The sequence below is a fragment of the Blautia sp. Marseille-P2398 genome, from assembly GCF_964240315.1.
In the GTDB taxonomy this organism is placed as follows: Bacteria; Bacillota; Clostridia; order Lachnospirales; family Lachnospiraceae; genus Blautia_A; species Blautia_A wexlerae.
This window is the reverse complement of record NZ_CAXSTD010000001.1, coordinates 526,148-545,386: the sequence shown is the minus strand read 5'-3', so window position 1 is coordinate 545,386 and position 19,239 is coordinate 526,148. Positions and strand designations below refer to the sequence as shown.

Below are 19,239 nucleotides of genomic sequence, written 5' to 3'. Positions count from 1 at the left end.
TTCCATTGCCGCAGGCAATCTGGAATGAATTTTGGCTACGTTACTGTGAACGGAGTAAACAGTAACGAAAAAGCTGAAGAGCGGATTGTTGCGCGGATGTGTTTTGTGGTGTATAATTAAATGCAATAGGCTTGTGAACAGTAGCTCTGTAATTTAAGCAAGGATATAAGGTGAACAATTTTGAAAAAGACGATAGAAGAACTATTAAGTGGAAATTTCAGACATGAACATCCGCAGCTCCTTTTTTCGCAGGACAAAATAGAAGTGACTCTGAAAGCAGGTGATGTGTACAAAGGGGAACTGTATTTCGGAACAGAGGATAACCAGAAAATACGTGGATATATTACATCTTCCAACAGGCGCGTGGTACCGGGAACCGAGAAATTTTCGGGAACTACGGTGAGACTGCAGTATGGAATTGACGGTGCGGGGATGCACCCGGGTGAGAGACATGAGGGATGGCTTTGTTTTACCACAGACATTGGAGAATATAAGCTGCCATTTCTTATTCAGACAGAGAAAGCAGAACTGAAAAGTGCAGCCGGAGATGTGCCGGATATGGATACCTTTGTGAATATTGCAAAGGACGATTTTAAAGAAGCATATCGTGTTTTTACAGACCGCAGATTTGAACTTCTGTTAAGAAATGCCGGACAGAAAGAGAAAGCTCTTTATAAGGGACTCTCAAAACAGCCTGTGACATTTCAGCATGTAGAAGAGTTTCTGATCGGAACGGGAAAAAAGGATCCTGTAAAAATTGAACTGAAGGCAGATCAGAATAGCTTTTATGATATCAGTGAATCTGTCCGCGAAACTTTTGCAGTCCAGAGGAGCGGATGGGGACATCTCAGGCTGGAGGTAGAGGCGAAAGGCGATTTTCTGGAAGTTTCCAGGCATGTGGTCACAGATGAGGATTTTATAGGAAGCTATTATCAGGTGGAATATGTAATCCGTAAAGAAAAGCTGAAAAAAGGACGTCAGTTTGGTGAGATCACTGTGAAGAGTCCTTATCAGCAGCTGACTTATCAGATCACTGCATCCATGGAATCGAAAGTGCAGCTCAAAACAGAGATTCATGTGAAACGGCATAAGCTGGAACTGTTACGTGACCTTGCAGAATACTCCTGCAAAAGAATGGACAGTAAGACATGGATCGGCAGCAGCAGATTTGTCCTTAATCAATTAAGGGAAGAAGGCTGTGATTATCCGGAATATCAGATGTATGAAGCATACATTCTTCATATGGAAGAAAAGGATGAGCAGGCAAGAGAAATCCTGAAGAAATTTAAACATCAGAACTTTGTCAGAGAGAATCTGGAACTGGCAGGTGCTTACCTTTATCTCTGCGTTCTTACAGGATTGCACAAAGACAGAGAACAGGCGATAAGACGTCTGTACAATTTCTTTCTGCAGAAGGAAGACAGTTTCCTGTTGTTCAAACTCTGGCTGGAGATGAATCCGGAGGATAAGGGTTCCCCTTCAAGGCTGGTATTTATGATGGAGGAACTTTTTGAGAAAGGCTGCAGGAGTCCGTTTCTGTATCTGGAAGCATGGAATTATATCAGCAGTGATACAACACTTCTTCACAGAATGAGCAGTTTCTGGACACAGGTATTTTTATTTGCGGGAGAGAAAGGTCTTCTGACAGAAGAGCTGGTGATGAGATTTGCCTATCTTACAGGGTATGAGAGAGAATTTTGTACCAGTATGTACAGAGCACTGGCAATGGGATACGATGCTTTTGAATCCGATGATACGCTGGAAGCAATCTGCAGATATATCATGCTTGGAAATCCGAGAAAACCGGAATATTTCAGATGGTTTTCCCTGGCAGTGGAGAAAGGGATCCGTCTGACAAGGATATATGAATATTATGTGGAAACAATGGATACATCTTATCAGAGAGAACTTCCAAAGCCCCTTCTGATGTATTTTACCTATAATAATACTTCTCTTGCAGATGATAAAAAGGCATTTATTTATGCAAGTATTGTGGGAAACAGAGGCCGTCAGCCACAGACATATGCGGATTACAGGGATCATATGAAGATTTTTGCTATGCGCAAGGCGAAAGAAGGACGGATGAATGAGAATTATGCGGTCCTTTATCAGGAATTTTTAAGCAATCCCAAAACAGAAGGACAGGCAAAACTGCTCGCACAGAAGCTGTTTACACACAGACTGTACTGTGATGATAAGAAGATACGCTATGTGATCGTGCGCCATGAACAGCTCAGGGAAGAAGAAATTTACCCATGTATCCAGGGCGTAGCTTATCCAAGAATTTATACAGATGATGCGGTGATCCTGTTTCAGGATGGGAAGCAGAGAAGATATGTATCAACAGTAGATTATAATATCAAGAAATTATTCGATGAGCGTGAACTGACAGATAAGGTTCTTGGTTTTCATATTGAAGAGCCGGGACTGGTACTTCACTGCAGTGAGCATACAGAACTGAAACCGGAGAATCTTGAGGCATTCCAGAGGATCCCGGAGTCAGAGGAATTTTCAGATGAATATCAGAAATGTATCAGAGAGAAGCTGCTTTCTTATTATTCCGAACACACCAGAGCAGAAGAAGCAGATAATTATCTGAGACAGATGGATTATAAGAAATATGCGGCTGTAGACAGAACAGCTCTTCTGGAAGTACTGATCTCCAGAGGAATGTATCAGCAGGCAATGTCCATTGTTTCCCAATTCGGATATGAAGGAATCCGCATAGAGAGCCAGCTGAAGCTGACCAGCAGAATGCTGACAAGATGTGAGATGGAGGAGGATGACGAATTGCTTGCCCTTGCATCGGATGTATACAGACGCGGAAAATATGATGAAGTGATCCTGAAGTATCTTATGGAATACAGATTTGGTCCTGTAGATGAACTGATATCTGTATGGAAAAGTGCGCAGGGCTTTGAGATGGATACTTATGAACTGGAAGAGAAGCTTCTTGGCCTTCTGATGTTTACTTCTGATTACAGGAAAGAGGGAGAGAAGATCCTGGAGGATTATGTTCATCACAGCGGAAAGGAACGTATTACAGGAGCATATCTTACGCAGACTGCATATGGTGCATTTGTAAAAGAATATCCGATGAGTGTTTTTGTAAGAAGTCTGCTGGAGCGGGCTTATGATGAGAAATGGCCGGTTGATTTTGTATGCAGTCTTGCTCTTCTGGAAGCGTATTCCAAAGAAAAAAAACTGGAGAAAAAACAGCTTTGCAATGCAGAGGAGATTCTTCAGAAATGTGTGAAACAGGGAATGTACTTTGCGTTCTTCGGGAAACTTCCGGTATCTGTCTTAAGTCCTTATCAGTTGGATGATAAAACCTTTGTGGAATACCATGCAGATCCGTCTGCAAAGGTGACACTCTATTATGCACTGGATGCAGGCCTCGGAAATCAGGTGAAATATCAGACAGAGCCTCTGCGTGATTTATATGAAGGTATTTTTGCAAAATCATTTACATTGTTCTACGGGGAGACATTGCGGTATTATTTTGAATCAGTAACAGGAGAGCGGGTAAATCGGACACAGGAGAGGGTACTTACAATGAATAAGATTGAGGGTACACCTGTAAGCAAATATCATATGATCAATCAGATGCTCTCTGCACGCAGACTGGATAAAAAGAAAGAAGTGTTTTCACAGGTGAAGAAGTATCTTCGCCAGGAACAGTATGTGAAGAAGATGTTTGTGATCGAGAAAGAAGAGCAGGAACAGATTGTCCTGAAACCGGGAGGAACAAATGAACGAAATTCGTGATTTGATCGTGGGAATTGATTTTGGCAAAGAGTATTCTCAGATATGTTATTATGACAGAAAAGGAGACGAGGCACGTTCTCTTTCTATGAAAGCGGGTGGAAATCAGTATGAGGCTCCCTGTATTCTGTGCTGGAGACCGGAGCAGAAAGACTATTGCGTAGGACTGGAAGCAGATTACTTTGTCCGGGAAAAGGGCGGAGTCATGATCGATGATGTCTATGGAATCTGTGAAAAAAGTGATTCTGTGCTGGTGGAAGGACAGGAACTTGCACCATGGGAGATCCTGGCTCAGTTTCTGCAGGGAATGCTTAAATTTCTGGGAGTGGCAGAACTGGTCAAAAATACTAAATGTGTGGCGGTGACACTGCCCGGGCTGACGGAAATTCAGGTTGAGAATTTCCAGAAAGCATTTGAGATAATTGGATTTCCACATGAGAAATATATGCTGCTGGATTATGGGGAAAGCTTCTATTATTATGTGCTCTCACAGAAAAGAGAAACCTGGAACCGTAGTGTGGGATGGTATGCCTTTACACCGGAGAACGTGTCTTTTCGCAAGATGACAATGAACGGTGCAACAAAGCCTGTCACTGTAAAACTGGAAGAAGCTGTGGAGACAGAACTTCCTGCTGAGGGACAGGAGAGAGATTCGGAATTCAGTAAGTTTGTCCAGAAAACACTTGGCAGAGATCTGTTTTCCAGCATTCAGATCACAGGAGATGGATTTTCACAGGACTGGGCAGAGCAGTCTGTAAGGTTACTCTGTTATCAGAAAAGAAAGGTTTTCTATGGAAATAATCTTTTTGCAAAGGGTGCCTGCGCTGCAGGAAAAGAGAAAACAGAGAACAAGGCATTAAAGGGATATCGCTTTTTAAGCGATTCTCTGGTTATGGCTGATGTGGGGATGGAAATGAGAGTGATGGGTTCTCCTACCTATTATCCGCTGATCGAGGCAGGAAATAACTGGTATGACAGTAAGGCATCCTGTGAATTTATTCTTGATGATACAGAGGAGCTTGTGTTTATTGTAAGCACGTACCACAGACCGGAGAAAAGAAGGGTAGGAATGATGCTGCCCGGTATTCCGTTGCGTCCGGACAAGACTACCAGATTACGGCTGGAATTACAGTATGTCTCATCTGCAGAATGTAAAGTGACGGTTACAGATCTGGGATTCGGAGAAATGTTCCCTTCCAGTGGGAAAACCTGGACAGAGACAGTAGAATGGTAAAGGAGATGGAGCAATGAGCGGATATATTTTATGTCAGACAAAAAAAGCACAGCGTCCTTATTTTATAGAGAATATCAGTATGAATATTTATTCTATAGAAGAACTCTGTTATTATCTGTACCACAATCTTTACCTTGCTGATCATACTGTTTTTAATGAAGAATTATGCAACTGGCTCAGAGATGAGCTTGAACTTGTGCATCTGGCTGCAAAGCTGAAACAGAATCTGGAGAGAAATGTAAGTGTGGAAGAGATGATCTATCCTGTTTTCAAGGAGATCAATTACCTTACCTATGAGGAGATGAAAGGCTTTAACAGCAGGATTGTGACTTATGGAAAAGAAAAAGCGGCAGTCCGTCAGAAGAGAAAGGGAGATGCACTGACAGAAAACGGAATGTATGTGAACGCCATCCGGGTATACCAGAAACTCCTGGAAAGAGAGGATCTGTCTGAGCAGAGAAAAGGATTCGCAGCTTCAGTGCGCTATAATCTTGGCTGTGCATACAGTTATCTTTTTCAGATGGAAAAAGCACAGGAATGTTTTCTGGAAGCATACAGAGAAGCACATTCAAAAGATGCCTTAAAAGCTTATATCATAGCATACAGCAGTGTTCATGATAAGACAGATTATGATAAGGTTATGGAAGAACTTGAAGTAGATGAAGAACTGAAGAAAGATATAAAAGAAGAAATCAGGCAGTCTCTGAAAGCTTTCGAGTCTGTACCGGAAGAGAAAACAGATGAAAAAAATCTGGATGCCCTTCTGGAGAGACTTATGAAAGATTATCACAGAAGTACAGGTTCATAACTTACTCTTGACAGAGGCGGAGGTGTGTGATAGGATTAACACATACTTTCACATGGTAGAGTGGCTGTGTGATAAATAACAAAACAGATAAAGAGGAGATATTTATCATGAAAAAGAGATCTTTAGCAGTACTCATGGCAGGAGTTATGGCAGCTTCTATGATGACGGGTGTTGTTTCTGTATATGCAGATGCTGACAGTAAGACATTAACTGTAGGATTTGATGCACAGTATCCTCCTTTCGGATATAAAGACGATAATGGAGAGTATGTTGGTTTTGACCTTGACCTTGCACAGGAAGTATGCGACAATCTCGGATGGGAGCTTGTGAAGAAACCGATCAACTGGGATTCCAAGGATATGGAACTGAATTCCGGTTCTATCGACTGTATCTGGAACGGATTTACCATTAACGGACGTGAGGATGACTATACATGGTCAGATCCATATCTGAACAATGAGCAGGTGATGGTTGTTGCAGCCGATTCAGGGATTGAGAAGCTGGATGACCTGGCAGGCAAGAATGTAGTAGTTCAGGCCGCTTCCGCAGCACTGGATGCATTAAACAGCGATGATAATAAGGATCTTACAGCAAGCTTTGCATCACTGACAGAGAATCCTGATTACAATACAGCATTCATGAATCTGGATTCCGGCGCTGCAGATGCCATCGCAGTAGATATCGGTGTTGCCAAATATCAGCTTTCCCAGAGAGAAGAAGGCAAATATGTGATCCTCGACGAGCCAATCCAGAGCGAAGAGTATGGAATCGGCTTTAAGAAGGGTAACGATGAGCTGAAAGATACTGTATGGGAAGAAGTTCTGAAACTTTATGATGCAGGTGAAGTTGATAAACTTGCTGAGAAGTATGAAGTAGCAGATATGCTCTGCATTGGAGATGATGAGAAATCTGATGATAAAAAAGATGATGCAGCAGAGGATGATGCTTCCGATGCAGACACAGCAAAAGAAGATACAGCTGATACAGCGAAAGATGCTGAATAGTCAGCCGGAACAAAAACAGTTATGATACAAGAGGACAGATCTGTGCAGGCTGTCCGCATTATAAAGGAATGGAGGGTACATTTTGTGCACCCTCTTTTCTTACTGTACAGGAGAAATTTTTCAGGAGGAAAGCTTATGTCTTTAAGTGTAATGCTGCAGCAGCTTGCCAGTGGTATGGTAGTTTCTGTAGAGATTTTTGTAGTGACATTACTTTTTTCACTTCCGCTGGGACTTCTGATCTGCTTTGGCAGAATGTCCAAGAATCCGGCGATACGTGGAATTGTGTCTGCCTACATATCAGTTATGCGTGGAACCCCGTTAATGCTGCAATTGATGGTTGTGTATTTCGGACCATACTTTATTTTTGGAATCCGTATTTCCATGGGATACAGCCTGATCGCTGTGTTTATTGCATTCAGTATTAACTATGCTGCATATTTTGCGGAGATTTACAGAGGAGGAATCGAATCTATTTCAGCGGGACAGTATGAGGCTGCAAAGATCCTGGGATACAGCAAAGCCCAGACATTTTTCAGGATCATCCTGCCGCAGGTGATCAAGAGAATCCTTCCATCTGTGACAAATGAGGTTATCACACTGGTAAAGGATACGTCACTGGCATTTGTTGTTGCTGTTTCGGAGATGTTTACAATTGCAAAACAGATTGCAAGTGCACAGACGACTATGATGCCTTTTGTGATCGCTGCTGTTTTCTATTTTGTGTTCAATCTTCTTGTTGCGATTGTAATGGATAAGATTGAGAAAAAACTGAATTATTATCGCTGACAGGCGGCTGGGGTTATAAAATATTTTTTGACTCTGACATCATTTAATTTAAGAGGAATATTTGCTATGGTATTATTTGAAATGAAAAACATAAAGAAGAGCTTCGGCAGCCTTGAAGTATTAAAAGACATTTCACTTCAGGTAGAGGAGGGTGAGGTTCTTAGTATTATCGGACCTTCCGGTTCCGGTAAATCCACACTTCTCCGCTGTGCCACCGGTCTTGAGACACCGGACAGCGGTGAGATCATCAAGCAGGGGGATGTGGGACTGGTATTTCAGAACTTTAATCTTTTCCCCCATTTTTCCGTACTGAAAAATATCACAGATGCTCCGATCAGAGTGCAGAAGAGAAAGAAAGAAGAGGTTTATGCACAGGCAAGAACTCTGTTAAAGCAGATGGGGCTTGCAGACAGAGAGAATGCATATCCGTTTCAGCTTTCCGGCGGCCAACAGCAGCGTGTCTCTATTGCCAGAGCATTATGTATGAATCCGAAGATCCTGTTTTTTGATGAGCCTACTTCTGCCCTTGATCCGGAGCTTACGAGTGAAATTCTTAAGGTAATCAAAGATCTGGCAGCAGAACACATCACTATGGTGATCGTCACTCATGAGATGACATTTGCAAGAGATATCTCTGATCATATTATTTTTATGGATAAGGGACTGATCGCAGTTGAGGGGAGTCCAAAAGAGGTATTTGAATCAGAACATGCGAGAATGAAAGAATTTCTTGGTAAATTCCATCAGGGATAAGGTTTTTGTGGTTGCTTTTAGAGGAATGATGTTATATAATTTCAACGTACGTGGTTGAGAAAAACGTACGTACAGAAGTGAAATAAAAGGATTAAAAATAATATCCTATAAAAAACAGGAGAGTGAAGATGAGTACAGACAGATATGTAAGTCCTTTATCAGAACGTTATGCCAGCAAAGAAATGCAGTATATTTTTTCCCCGGATATGAAATTCCGCACATGGAGAAGACTCTGGATCGCACTTGCTGAGACAGAGAAAGAGCTTGGCCTTAACATTACACAGGAGCAGATTGATGAACTGAAGGCACATGCAGAGGATATCAATTATGACGTTGCAAAGGAACGTGAACGTCAGGTGCGTCATGATGTTATGTCTCACGTATATGCGTATGGCGTACAGTGCCCGAAAGCAAAAGGGATCATCCATCTGGGAGCAACCTCCTGTTATGTAGGTGATAATACAGACATTATTGTAATGACAGAAGCATTAAAGCTTGTGAAGAAGAAACTGGTCAATGTTATTGCCGAGCTTTCTGCTTTCGCAGATAAATATAAAGATCAGCCTACTCTGGCATTTACACATTTTCAGCCTGCACAGCCTACTACAGTAGGTAAGCGTGCAACACTCTGGACACAGGAATTCCTGCTTGATCTGGAGGATCTGGAGTATGTTCTGGGAACAATGAAGCTTCTGGGATCCAAAGGTACAACCGGAACACAGGCAAGCTTTCTGGAACTGTTTGACGGAGATCAGGAGACTATCGACAAGATTGATCCGATGATCGCAGAGAAGATGGGATTTAAGGAATGCTATCCGGTATCCGGACAGACCTATTCCCGTAAGGTAGATACACGTGTTGCCAATATTCTTGCAGGAATTGCAGCAAGTGCACACAAGATGTCCAATGATATCCGCCTTCTTCAGCATCTGAAGGAAGTAGAAGAACCATTTGAGAAATCTCAGATCGGCTCCTCCGCAATGGCGTATAAGAGAAATCCTATGAGAAGTGAGCGTATTGCTTCCCTTTCCAGATATGTAATGGTAGATGCCCTTAACCCGGCGATCACATCTGCAACTCAGTGGTTTGAGAGAACTCTGGATGACTCTGCAAATAAGCGTCTGAGTATTCCGGAAGGTTTCCTTGCTATTGACGGAATCCTTGACCTCTGTCTTAATGTTGTAGATGGATTGGTTGTTTATCCGAAGGTTATCGAGAAACATATGATGGCAGAGCTTCCGTTCATGGCTACAGAGAATATCATGATGGATGCTGTAAAAGCAGGCGGTGACCGTCAGGAACTTCATGAGCGTATCCGTGAGCTTTCCATGGAAGCCGGAAAGACTGTCAAGGTAGAAGGCAAAGATAATAATCTGCTGGAACTGATCGCAGCAGATCCTGCATTCAACCTTTCTCTGGAAGATCTGCAGAGATCCATGGATCCGAAGAAATATATCGGACGTGCCAAAGAGCAGACAGAGAGATTTGTAAATACAGTAGTTCAGCCGATCCTCGATTCCCATAAGGAACTTCTGGGAGTGAAAGCTGAGATCAATGTCTGATCAGTAAATACTTAACATAATGGTTTGGAATATTACAGAATCTGATATAAAGATAATAAGCGTTGCTGTTTCCTGATGATATCCGGCAGGTCATTCTGCAAGGTCGGGTAAACAGTAAGCGGTAAATACAGGAGGAATTATATAATGGTAAAAGCAGTTGTTGGTGCTAACTGGGGAGATGAAGGTAAAGGTAAGATTACCGATATGCTCGCTGAGAAGGCTGATATTATCGTAAGATTTCAGGGTGGTGCAAATGCAGGTCATACAATCGTAAATAACTATGGTAAATTTGCCCTTCATACTCTGCCGTCAGGTGTGTTTTATGATCATACTACAAGTGTGATCGGCAACGGTGTTGCACTGAATATCCCGGTATTTTTCAAAGAGTACAATGAAGTGGTAAGCAGAGGTGTTCCGGCTCCGAAGATCCTTATCTCCGAGAGAGCACAGATGGTTATGCCATACCATATTCTTTTTGACCAGTATGAGGAAGAACGTCTGGGCGGCAAATCTTTCGGATCTACCAAGTCAGGTATTGCTCCGTTCTACTCAGACAAATATGCAAAGATTGGTTTCCAGGTAAGTGAACTTTTTGATGAAGAACATCTGAAAGAAAAACTTGCAAGTGTATGTGCGACAAAGAATGTTCTTCTTGAACATTTATATCACAAACCGCTTCTTAATGTGGATGAATTATTTGCTGAACTTATGGAATATAAGAAAATGGTTGAACCATATGTATGTGACGTATCCCTGTATCTGTGGAACGCATTAAAAGAAGGTAAAGAAGTTCTTCTTGAGGGACAGCTTGGTTCTCTGAAAGACCCGGATCATGGAATTTATCCGATGGTTACATCTTCCTCTACCCTGGCAGGATATGGTGCAGTAGGAGCAGGTCTTCCACCATATGAGATCAAACAGATTGTTACTGTATGCAAGGCATACTCCAGTGCAGTAGGAGCAGGTGCATTTGTTTCTGAAATCTTTGGCGATGAAGCAGATGAACTGAGAAGACGTGGCGGTGACGGCGGTGAATTTGGTGCTACTACAGGCCGTCCAAGACGTATGGGATGGTTTGACTGTGTTGCTTCCAAATACGGATGCCGTCTTCAGGGAGCTACAGATGTTGCTTTCACAGTTCTTGATGTTCTTGGATATCTGGATGAAATTCCGGTCTGCACAGGATATGAGATTGATGGAAAAGTAACAACAGAATTTCCGACAACTACACTGCTTGAGAAAGCAAAACCGGTTCTGGAGACTCTGCCGGGATGGAAATGCGACATCCGCGGAATCAAAAAATATGAAGATCTGCCGGAGAACTGCAGAAAGTATGTTGAGTTCGTTGAGAAACATATCGGATTCCCGATTACTATGATCTCCAATGGCCCGGGACGTGACGATATCATCTACAGAAATAAATAATAAGGATAAATTTACCTGTCTGATCGGCAGACGGTAAATAAGACTATACGCCGGGGAATTTCTCCGGCGTGTCTTTTATATAACTGGAGGCTTATGAAAAAAGATAATAATAAGATAAAAAAAATCGGGGCATGGATCGCAATCATAATCCTGCTTCTTGCATGTTGTATGCCGATGATTTTTGCATTCGGGAATGGAGAAGATTCGCAGGTCTATTTTAAAGCCTCGCTTGCAGTGGCGATCATGGTTCCCATCATGGCTTATGCAATATGGATGGTTTATAAATTACTGAACAGGAATAAAAAGGTGGTGGGTTCGGATATGGAGAATATTATTTTTGACGTTGGACAGGTTCTTGTAAAATATGACTGGGAGACCTATCTGGACAGTTTTGGTTTTCCGAAGGAAGAGCGTGATAAAATTGCGGAAGTGGTATTTCAGAGCAATACCTGGAATGAGAGAGACAGAAGCAGCGAGACTGAGCAATATTATGTAGATCAGATGGTAAAAGCTGCACCGGAGTACGAAAAGGATATCCGGGAGGTAATGCGCCGTTCTGACGAGACAATTGAGAAAACAGATTATGCGGAAACCTGGGTGAGATATCTGAAAGATAAAGGATATCATGTTTATATTCTTTCCAATTATGCAACTGACACACTGGAGAGAACGGAGGATAAACTTACGTTTCTTAAATATGTAGACGGAGCAGTGTTCTCCTGTCAGGTGAAGCAGATCAAACCGGAACCGGAAATTTACAAAACCCTGCTCGGACGCTACCATCTTGACCCGGAGAAATCCGTATTTCTGGATGACAGAGCGGAGAACTGTGAGGCAGCCAGAAAACAGGGAATCCATGCAATTCAGTTTAAATCTTTTAAACAGGCAGCAGCAGAACTGGAGAAACTGGGCGTCAATTAAAATTGTTACTGTTCACTCTGTTCTCAGTAACATAGCCAAAATTCATTCTAGTACAGCGTTTCGTAAATAACTATACCAATCGCGTAGGATGCGGATTCGAGTGTGCTGGTATAAAAACGCAGGCGTAGCGGGCTACGCTGAGGCTTTTAGACCTGTGCAATCGGATTCGCAGACAAGTGAGTGGTATAGTTATTTCGAAAATGATGTACTAGATTGCCTGCGGCAATGGAATTTTGGCTTGTATGTCTCGGGATTTTGGCATATTCATGCCAAAACACCTCGCGGGATAGTGGTGTGTGAACAGTAACTTAAAATTCACTAAAAATACAAAGAATATCATTTGTATTTTTAACTGAAAGATGATATAATAATAAAGCTTGTGGAAGGAATATTTTCCATATGTTTCCGCACAGGCATAATACCTATGAAATATTGGAAAAGAGGATTAAAGGAAATGAGCGATAAAACAATCTTAGAGCAGTGGCGTGCCATCGCCTATGACCAGCAGGCAGACCGTAATAAACTTCAGAGATTTTGGGCAAATTATTTTAATATTGAAAAAGGAATTTATGAGCAGCTTCTTAGCAACCCGGATGAGGTAGTAACCGGTACAGTTAAGGAACTGGCTGAGAAATACGGACAGGAAGTTCTGACAATGGTTGGTTTTCTTGATGGAATCAATGACAGTCTGAAGATTCCGAATCCGATTGAGACAATGGATGAGAACACAAAGGTTTCTCTGTGCTTTGATAAAGAACTTCTTTATAAGAACATGGTAGATGCAAGAGCTGACTGGCTGTATGAACTGCCACAGTGGGATGCGATCTTCACACCGGAGAAGAGAAAAGAACTTTATCTTGAGCAGAAGAAATCAGGAACAGTTGTCAAAGCAAAGAAAATCGGACGTAATGATCCTTGTCCTTGCGGAAGCGGCAAGAAATATAAATATTGCTGCGGTAAGAATGCGTAAGCATCCAAATCTGGAATATATTATCGTGCTTGGTGCCCATGTAGAAGGTACCCGGCTTACAAAAGCCCTTCTGGAACGTACCAGGAGGGCTTTACAGTATATGGAAGAGAATCCTGAGACTAAGGCTGTTCTGTCCGGAGGAAAAGGGGACGGGGAATCTATCACAGAAGCTCAGGCAATGTGCAATTATCTTGTGGAACATGGAATTGACAGAGAACGACTGATCCTGGAAGAGAAATCTACCAGCACAACAGAGAATCTGAAGTTCAGTCTGGGAATGATCGGACTGAATCATTCGGTTGGCATTGTCACCAATAATTTTCATGTTTTCCGGGGAACGGCCATAGGAAAGAAATGTGGATGCAGAGAAATTTATCCCATTCCTTCCAGATACCGTTCATGGAGACTTCTGATATATATTCCAAGAGAAATCCTGGCAATCATCAAAGATAAGCTGATGGGAAATATGTGACTGTTATGCGAATCACTATTTGACAGAGAAATATTTTTCCTTAATAACAGAAACCGGCATTTCCTGTCCGGTCCAGATCTGGAAAGCTTTAGCCCCCTGATGAAGAAGCATATACATGCCATTAAAGGTCTGGCATCCGGCTGCTTTAGCCTCTCTGAGCAGTCGGGTTTCCTGTGGCTCATAGACAACATCTGCCACTACAAGCTCAGGACGGAACAGAGATGTATCTTTGATGATGGTATCGTCGATATCCGGAACCATGCCTACAGAGGTTGCATTGATCAGCAGATAACTCTGTGCAATGGAATTTCGCAGTGCAGTATGATCATCATTGTCGAAGAGGCAGACCTGGCAGCCTGTTTTAGCAGAGAGATTCTCAGCGAATTTCTGTGTGCGATTCCAGTATCTGCTGGTGCGGCGGGCAAAAATATGTACGGAAGCCGCACCGTCCAGGGCAGACTGTGCACAGATGGCCATCGAAGCTCCTCCTACTCCCATGACAGTTATATTTTTACCGGTAATATCATGTCCCGCATCACGTACAGATTGCATAAAACCGTACCCGTCTGTATTGTATCCGATTAACTTTCCGTTATCGTTCAGTACAGTATTGACAGCACCGATCAGTTGGGCTTCAGGGGAAAGCTCATCCAATAATTCTACAATTTTATTCTTATTCGGCATGGTAAGGTTGAAACCGCGAATGCCGCAAGTCTTTAATCCTGCAACTGCTGCAGGAAGAGTTTCTTCATTTACATCAAAACATAAATATACATAGTCAAGCCCGAGAAGGCGAAATGATTCATTATGCATCAAAGGGGAAATGCTGTGTGCCACCGGGCTTCCTAAAAGCGCGGTAAGACCTGTGTGTCCGGTAATATTATTCATGTTAAAATCCTCCAGTCTGTTTTGTAGCAGAGACATAAAATACTGTCTGAATTGTGACAGTATAGAAGATGCCCTTCTAAAACATAGAAATTATCTATCATTTTATTCTAACTTCAATTATATGTCAATACATGTTCATTTTGGTTTATATGATAAAAACTGTCGATTTAGTGCGACAAATAATAAGACATAATTCCTCCGTTTTGACAAAATCCGCATACTTTATCACGTATAATGAATCTCACTTACCGAAGTGAAGGAGAAGTCAGAGGCAGTATCAGACGGAGGGAAGGAAATGCATTACGAAATATACATAGATGTAGTTTTTTTCACAAATCTCCTGATAGATTACATATTGATCAGATTTACAGGAATATTATTCCGATGTGGAAGAAGCAGAAAAAGAGCTCTTCTGGGAGCTGCTGCAGGTGCGGTGTTTTCCTGCTGGATCATTTATCTGCAATCTTTTCTGGAGTCTGGGATTTTTCTTCCGGCACTTGTCCTGCTGCATGGTGGCTGTGCTGCAGGAATGCTTGTGATCGGATGTAATCTGAAAAGGGGAAGTCTGCTGCTTAAAGCAATACTTACACTGTATTTTGCCGCATTTCTGTGTGGAGGGTTCTGGGAAGTGATCGTCAGTGATAAGTTGACAGTCAAAATGTTTCTGATCCTTGCAGCAGCAACGTGGTCCGGCATTACAGCGTTGTCATATCTGATGGATTCCATGAGAATACGGACAAAGAATATCTATCCGATAACCATATACTATAAAGGATGTGGATATCCTTTTCAAGGATTTTATGATTCCGGAAATCTGCTTATGGATTCTGTAAACGGAAAACCTGTATCTGTAGGGACAGAAAAAGTTTTATCTGAAATATGTTCAGAAGAAACCGTAAGCTGTTTAAAACACCTGAAAGAAAATCCCGGAGAGTCTGGGAAACCGGGAACTGCCGGGCTTCATCCACATTTTACTTTTTTTCACAGTATAGGAAAAGAACAGGGGATGATGCTGGCTGTTACTTTTGAGAGACTCTGCATTCAGACTCCAGCAGAGGTTGTCTGCATAGACAATCCGGTATTTGCATTTTCATTTGAAACATCCGCTTTTGGTAAGGAATACGAGGTACTTTTGAATTCCAGATTACTTTAACGGGAGGGGTTGTGACTATGAGCTGTTATCCATTACAGGTAGTGTCAAGAATGGTGATGAACCGTTCAGGAGAAGTTTTTTATATTGGTGGAAATGATGTGCTGCCGGCACCACTGGAGCCGAAGCGTGAGGCGTTTATACTGCAGAAGCTTGGAACAGGGCAGGAAGAAGAAGCGAAGTCTGTTCTGATCGAACATAATTTAAGGCTTGTGGTGTATATTGCAAAGAAGTTTGATAACACAGGAGTCGGGGTGGAGGATCTGATTTCAATCGGAACGATTGGGCTGATCAAGGCGATCAATACCTTTAATCCTGTAAAAAACATCAAGCTTGCCACTTATGCATCCAGATGTATAGAGAATGAGATCCTGATGTATCTTCGCCGCAACAGTAAGACAAAGATGGAAGTGTCCATAGACGAACCGCTGAACGTAGACTGGGATGGAAATGAACTCCTGCTTTCTGATATTCTGGGAACTGATGAGGATGTGATTTCAAGACGTCTGGAAGATGAAGTGGAGATTTCGTTGTTATCAAAGGCAATTAGAAAGCTTTCACCGCGTGAGCAGACGATCATCCGCCTTAGATTTGGTCTGGGAAAGGAGAATGCTGCAGAGAAAACACAGAAAGAGGTTGCAGACCTTCTGGGAATTTCTCAATCATATATTTCTAGGCTGGAAAAAAGAATCATGAAGAGACTGAAAAAGGAAATTGTGAAATATGAATAGACGTAATTGGGGAATGTAGTATAATGATATAAAGAATAGTAACTATTCAGCAATCCGCCTGTAACTGTGAAAGCACTGAACGGTTATGATATAAGCAAACTGTGGGAACTGTTTTGCAGTGGGTGATTCACAGATATCAAGTCGGGGAAAGAAAAAAGGACAGAAGAGAAAAGTGAAGGTAAATAAAATACAGACAGAAGAAAACAAAGATAAAACTCTGAGGCATGATACAGAAAGCTGCATACTGGAAGATTGCAGTTTATGTCCGAGAAATTGCCATGTAGACAGAACAGCCGGAAAAACCGGATACTGTGGAATGGATCAGAAGGTTAAGATTGCAAGGGCAGCTTTGCATATGTGGGAAGAACCATGTATTTCGGGAACCAGAGGTTCCGGGGCAGTCTTTTTTACAGGATGCAATCTGAGATGCTGTTTCTGCCAGAACCGGGAAATTGCCATTGGTGACAGTGGCCTTGAGATCACTGAGGAAAGACTGGCAGAAATATTCCTGGAACTGCAGGAAAAGGATGCTGCAAATATCAATCTGGTAACCGGAACACATTATATTCCACAGATCATCACAGCTTTGGACTGTGCAAAGAAGCATGGGCTTAATATTCCGGTTGTCTATAACTGTGGTGGATATGAGAACACAGAGACATTGAAACTTCTGGACGGATATGTGGACATTTATCTTCCGGATTACAAATATGCGGAGAGCGAATTGGCGGTGAAATTTTCACATGCAAATGATTATCCTGAAAGGGCTATGGAAGCAGTTAATGAGATGGTACGCCAGACAGGAATGCCACAGTTTGATGCAGAGGGATATATGAAACGTGGGACTATTGTGAGACATCTTATATTGCCGGGGCATACAAGAAATTCAAAGAAGGTTCTGAAACTTTTACATAAGACTTTTGGAAAGCAGATTTATATCAGTATCATGAATCAGTATACGCCGGTTTTTGAGCAGAAAGAATATACAGAACTGAATCGTTGTGTAACCAGAAGAGAATATGAAAAAGTTCTGGACTATGCATTTGAGCTTGGGATTGAAAATGGATTTTTTCAAGATGGTGAAACTGCCAGAGAGAGTTTTATTCCTGCGTTTGATTATGAAGGTGTGAGAAAAATGCCATAAAATAAAAAACTCCCATAAATGGAAGGAGGCCGGTACTTTCGTACCGGCGCGTATGAAAAAGAAAAATATTTATAAGAAAGATTCATCATCTTTCTAAAATTCATTATATCCAATAAATATGAATAAAATATGAATACGGTGTAAAAAAATAAAATTTGTTTCACCAAAATATTTTTAGAATTTCTTCCATGTATCCCTTACAAACAATATCAGTAACGGGAAAATCTCAAGACGTCCTGCCAGCATATCAAAAGTAAGGATAAGCTTTGAAAACCAGGAGAACATGCCGAAGTTTCCGGTAGGTCCTACCAGTTCCAGACCAGGTCCGATATTATTAAAGGTTGCCGCAACCGCCGTAAAATTCGTGATCAGATTGAAATCGTCAAAGGCAATCAGGAATATGGAGGATGCAAAAATCAGCATATATACAATGAAGAAAATATTTGTGGAACGAACAACTTCATGTGGGATGGCTTTGCCGTCCATTTTTATTTTCTTTACCGCATTTGGATGCAGAAAAATATGAAGCTCCTTGCGGACTGTTTTGCAGAGAATCAGGATCCTGGATACTTTAATGCCGCCGCCTGTACTTCCGGCACATGCACCGATAAACATCAGCAGTACCAGGATTGTCCGCGAAATTTCCGGCCAGGTATTAAAATCTGTTGTTGCATATCCGGTTGTTGTGATAATGGAACCAACCTGGAAAGCTGCCTGCTGAAAAGCTTTGGCTGCACTTCCGAAAATATGGTAAATATTGCAGGTGATGATAAGAATTGCAATACCGATGATTCCGAAATAATACCGCACTTCTTCCATTTTAAAAGCCTGAGCAAATTTTTTTGTGATAATGAAAAAGTAAGCATTAAAGTTAACGCCAAATAAAATCATAAATACAGTAATGACTACCTGCAGATATGTACTGTAACTGGCCATGCTGTCATTTTTAATACCAAATCCTCCGGTACCTGCAGTACCGAAAGCTGTACATATGGAGTCAAACAGCGGCATACCACCGACCAGAAGAAGCAGGATCTGGATCACTGTCATTACGAAATAAATAGAATACAGAATTTTGGCAGTTGACTGTACTTTTGGCGCAAGCTTGCTTACAGATGGTCCGGGACTCTCCGCTTTCATAAGATTCATATGATAACCGCCGGTAAGTGGAAGAAGGGAGAGGATGAAAACCAGAACACCCATTCCGCCGATCCAGTGCGTGAAGCTTCTCCACATCAGCATACAATGAGGAAGTGCCTCCACATCGCTGAGAATACTGGCTCCTGTTGTAGTAAAACCCGAAACTGTTTCAAATAATGCATCTACAGGATTTGGAATGCTTCGGCTGATCACAAAGGGGATTGCTCCTATGATACTCAGAACGATCCAGCTTAATGCTACAGTCACGAAACCTTCTTTTGTGTAGAAAGCCTTTCTTGTCGGCTTTTTCCTGGTGAGAGGAAGCCCGATGACCAGGCATAAAGCAATCGTGATCAGAAAAGCTACACCGGAAGTTTCCTGATAGATGAGTGCCGTAATTGCGGGCAGAGCCATAAATACAGCTTCAATTTTCAGAATCATTCCGATGATATAGATAATAATGGAATAGTTCATGATTTGGCTCCT

General features: G+C 42.0%; 16 protein-coding genes. 14 read left to right on the top strand and 2 right to left on the bottom strand.

From position 1 onward, the window contains the following. Positions 1 to 180: 180 nt before the first annotated feature. The 11 genes from ACESZG_RS02575 (at position 181) to ACESZG_RS02525 (ending at position 13,700) form a co-directional block, all read left to right on the top strand. A complete protein-coding gene (locus ACESZG_RS02575) occupies positions 181 to 3,768 on the top strand; it encodes a DUF5717 family protein (RefSeq protein ID WP_226852873.1) in 3,588 nt (1,195 codons plus the stop codon). Further along, complete coding sequence (locus ACESZG_RS02570; protein WP_118611051.1) at positions 3,752 to 4,999, top strand: DUF5716 family protein; 1,248 nt, start codon at positions 3,752 to 3,754, stop codon at positions 4,997 to 4,999. Before ACESZG_RS02575 ends, ACESZG_RS02570 begins: the two co-directional genes overlap by 17 nt. Positions 5,000 to 5,012: 13 nt before the next feature. Beyond that, on the top strand, positions 5,013 to 5,807 hold the full coding sequence (locus ACESZG_RS02565) for a hypothetical protein (protein WP_062807882.1): 795 nt from the start codon (positions 5,013 to 5,015) through the stop codon (positions 5,805 to 5,807). Between the two features lie 107 nt (positions 5,808 to 5,914). Then, complete coding sequence (locus ACESZG_RS02560; protein ID WP_022380908.1) at positions 5,915 to 6,811, top strand: amino acid ABC transporter substrate-binding protein; 897 nt, start codon at positions 5,915 to 5,917, stop codon at positions 6,809 to 6,811. Between the two features lie 135 nt (positions 6,812 to 6,946). After that, positions 6,947 to 7,597 (top strand): amino acid ABC transporter permease, encoded by a 651-nt coding sequence (locus tag ACESZG_RS02555; protein ID WP_020994087.1) that lies wholly within the window; start codon positions 6,947 to 6,949, stop codon positions 7,595 to 7,597. 66 nt (positions 7,598 to 7,663) lie between these two features. Next, complete coding sequence (locus tag ACESZG_RS02550) at positions 7,664 to 8,350, top strand: amino acid ABC transporter ATP-binding protein (RefSeq protein ID WP_008704195.1); 687 nt, start codon at positions 7,664 to 7,666, stop codon at positions 8,348 to 8,350. Positions 8,351 to 8,478: 128 nt separating this feature from the next. After that, positions 8,479 to 9,912 carry an adenylosuccinate lyase gene (gene purB / locus ACESZG_RS02545; RefSeq protein ID WP_020994086.1) on the top strand — a complete coding sequence of 478 codons (1,434 nt, stop codon included), beginning with the start codon at positions 8,479 to 8,481 and terminating at the stop codon, positions 9,910 to 9,912. A gap of 144 nt (positions 9,913 to 10,056) precedes the next feature. Then, a complete protein-coding gene (locus ACESZG_RS02540) occupies positions 10,057 to 11,337 on the top strand; it encodes an adenylosuccinate synthase (protein WP_022380910.1) in 1,281 nt (426 codons plus the stop codon). 93 nt (positions 11,338 to 11,430) lie between these two features. Next, positions 11,431 to 12,258 (top strand): HAD family phosphatase, encoded by an 828-nt coding sequence (locus tag ACESZG_RS02535; RefSeq protein WP_243259876.1) that lies wholly within the window; start codon positions 11,431 to 11,433, stop codon positions 12,256 to 12,258. Between the two features lie 454 nt (positions 12,259 to 12,712). Continuing rightward, positions 12,713 to 13,228 carry an SEC-C metal-binding domain-containing protein gene (locus ACESZG_RS02530; protein ID WP_020994084.1) on the top strand — a complete coding sequence of 172 codons (516 nt, stop codon included), beginning with the start codon at positions 12,713 to 12,715 and terminating at the stop codon, positions 13,226 to 13,228. Beyond that, entirely contained in the window at positions 13,221 to 13,700 is a 480-nt protein-coding gene (locus ACESZG_RS02525) for a YdcF family protein (protein ID WP_025577363.1), read from the top strand. The genes ACESZG_RS02530 and ACESZG_RS02525 overlap by 8 nt, the downstream gene beginning before the upstream one ends. A gap of 15 nt (positions 13,701 to 13,715) precedes the next feature. Here ACESZG_RS02525 and ACESZG_RS02520 read toward each other — a convergent pair whose 3' ends face one another. Beyond that, positions 13,716 to 14,588 carry a shikimate dehydrogenase gene (locus tag ACESZG_RS02520; protein ID WP_195284244.1) on the bottom strand — a complete coding sequence of 291 codons (873 nt, stop codon included), beginning with the start codon at positions 14,586 to 14,588 and terminating at the stop codon, positions 13,716 to 13,718. A 295-nt stretch (positions 14,589 to 14,883) separates the two neighbouring features. Here ACESZG_RS02520 and ACESZG_RS02515 point away from each other — a divergent pair, with 295 nt between their 5' ends. The 3 genes from ACESZG_RS02515 (at position 14,884) to ACESZG_RS02505 (ending at position 17,613) form a co-directional block, all read left to right on the top strand. Then, positions 14,884 to 15,741: a sigma-E processing peptidase SpoIIGA gene (locus ACESZG_RS02515; protein ID WP_008704184.1), complete on the top strand. Its 858-nt coding sequence runs from the start codon at positions 14,884 to 14,886 to the stop codon at positions 15,739 to 15,741. Positions 15,742 to 15,758: 17 nt separating this feature from the next. After that, entirely contained in the window at positions 15,759 to 16,469 is a 711-nt protein-coding gene (sigE, locus tag ACESZG_RS02510) for an RNA polymerase sporulation sigma factor SigE (RefSeq protein WP_020994083.1), read from the top strand. Between the two features lie 217 nt (positions 16,470 to 16,686). Continuing rightward, on the top strand, positions 16,687 to 17,613 hold the full coding sequence (locus tag ACESZG_RS02505; protein ID WP_195284313.1) for a radical SAM protein: 927 nt from the start codon (positions 16,687 to 16,689) through the stop codon (positions 17,611 to 17,613). Positions 17,614 to 17,787: 174 nt separating this feature from the next. Here ACESZG_RS02505 and ACESZG_RS02500 read toward each other — a convergent pair whose 3' ends face one another. Then, entirely contained in the window at positions 17,788 to 19,227 is a 1,440-nt protein-coding gene (locus ACESZG_RS02500) for a TrkH family potassium uptake protein (protein WP_025577356.1), read from the bottom strand. Positions 19,228 to 19,239 lie beyond the last annotated feature (12 nt).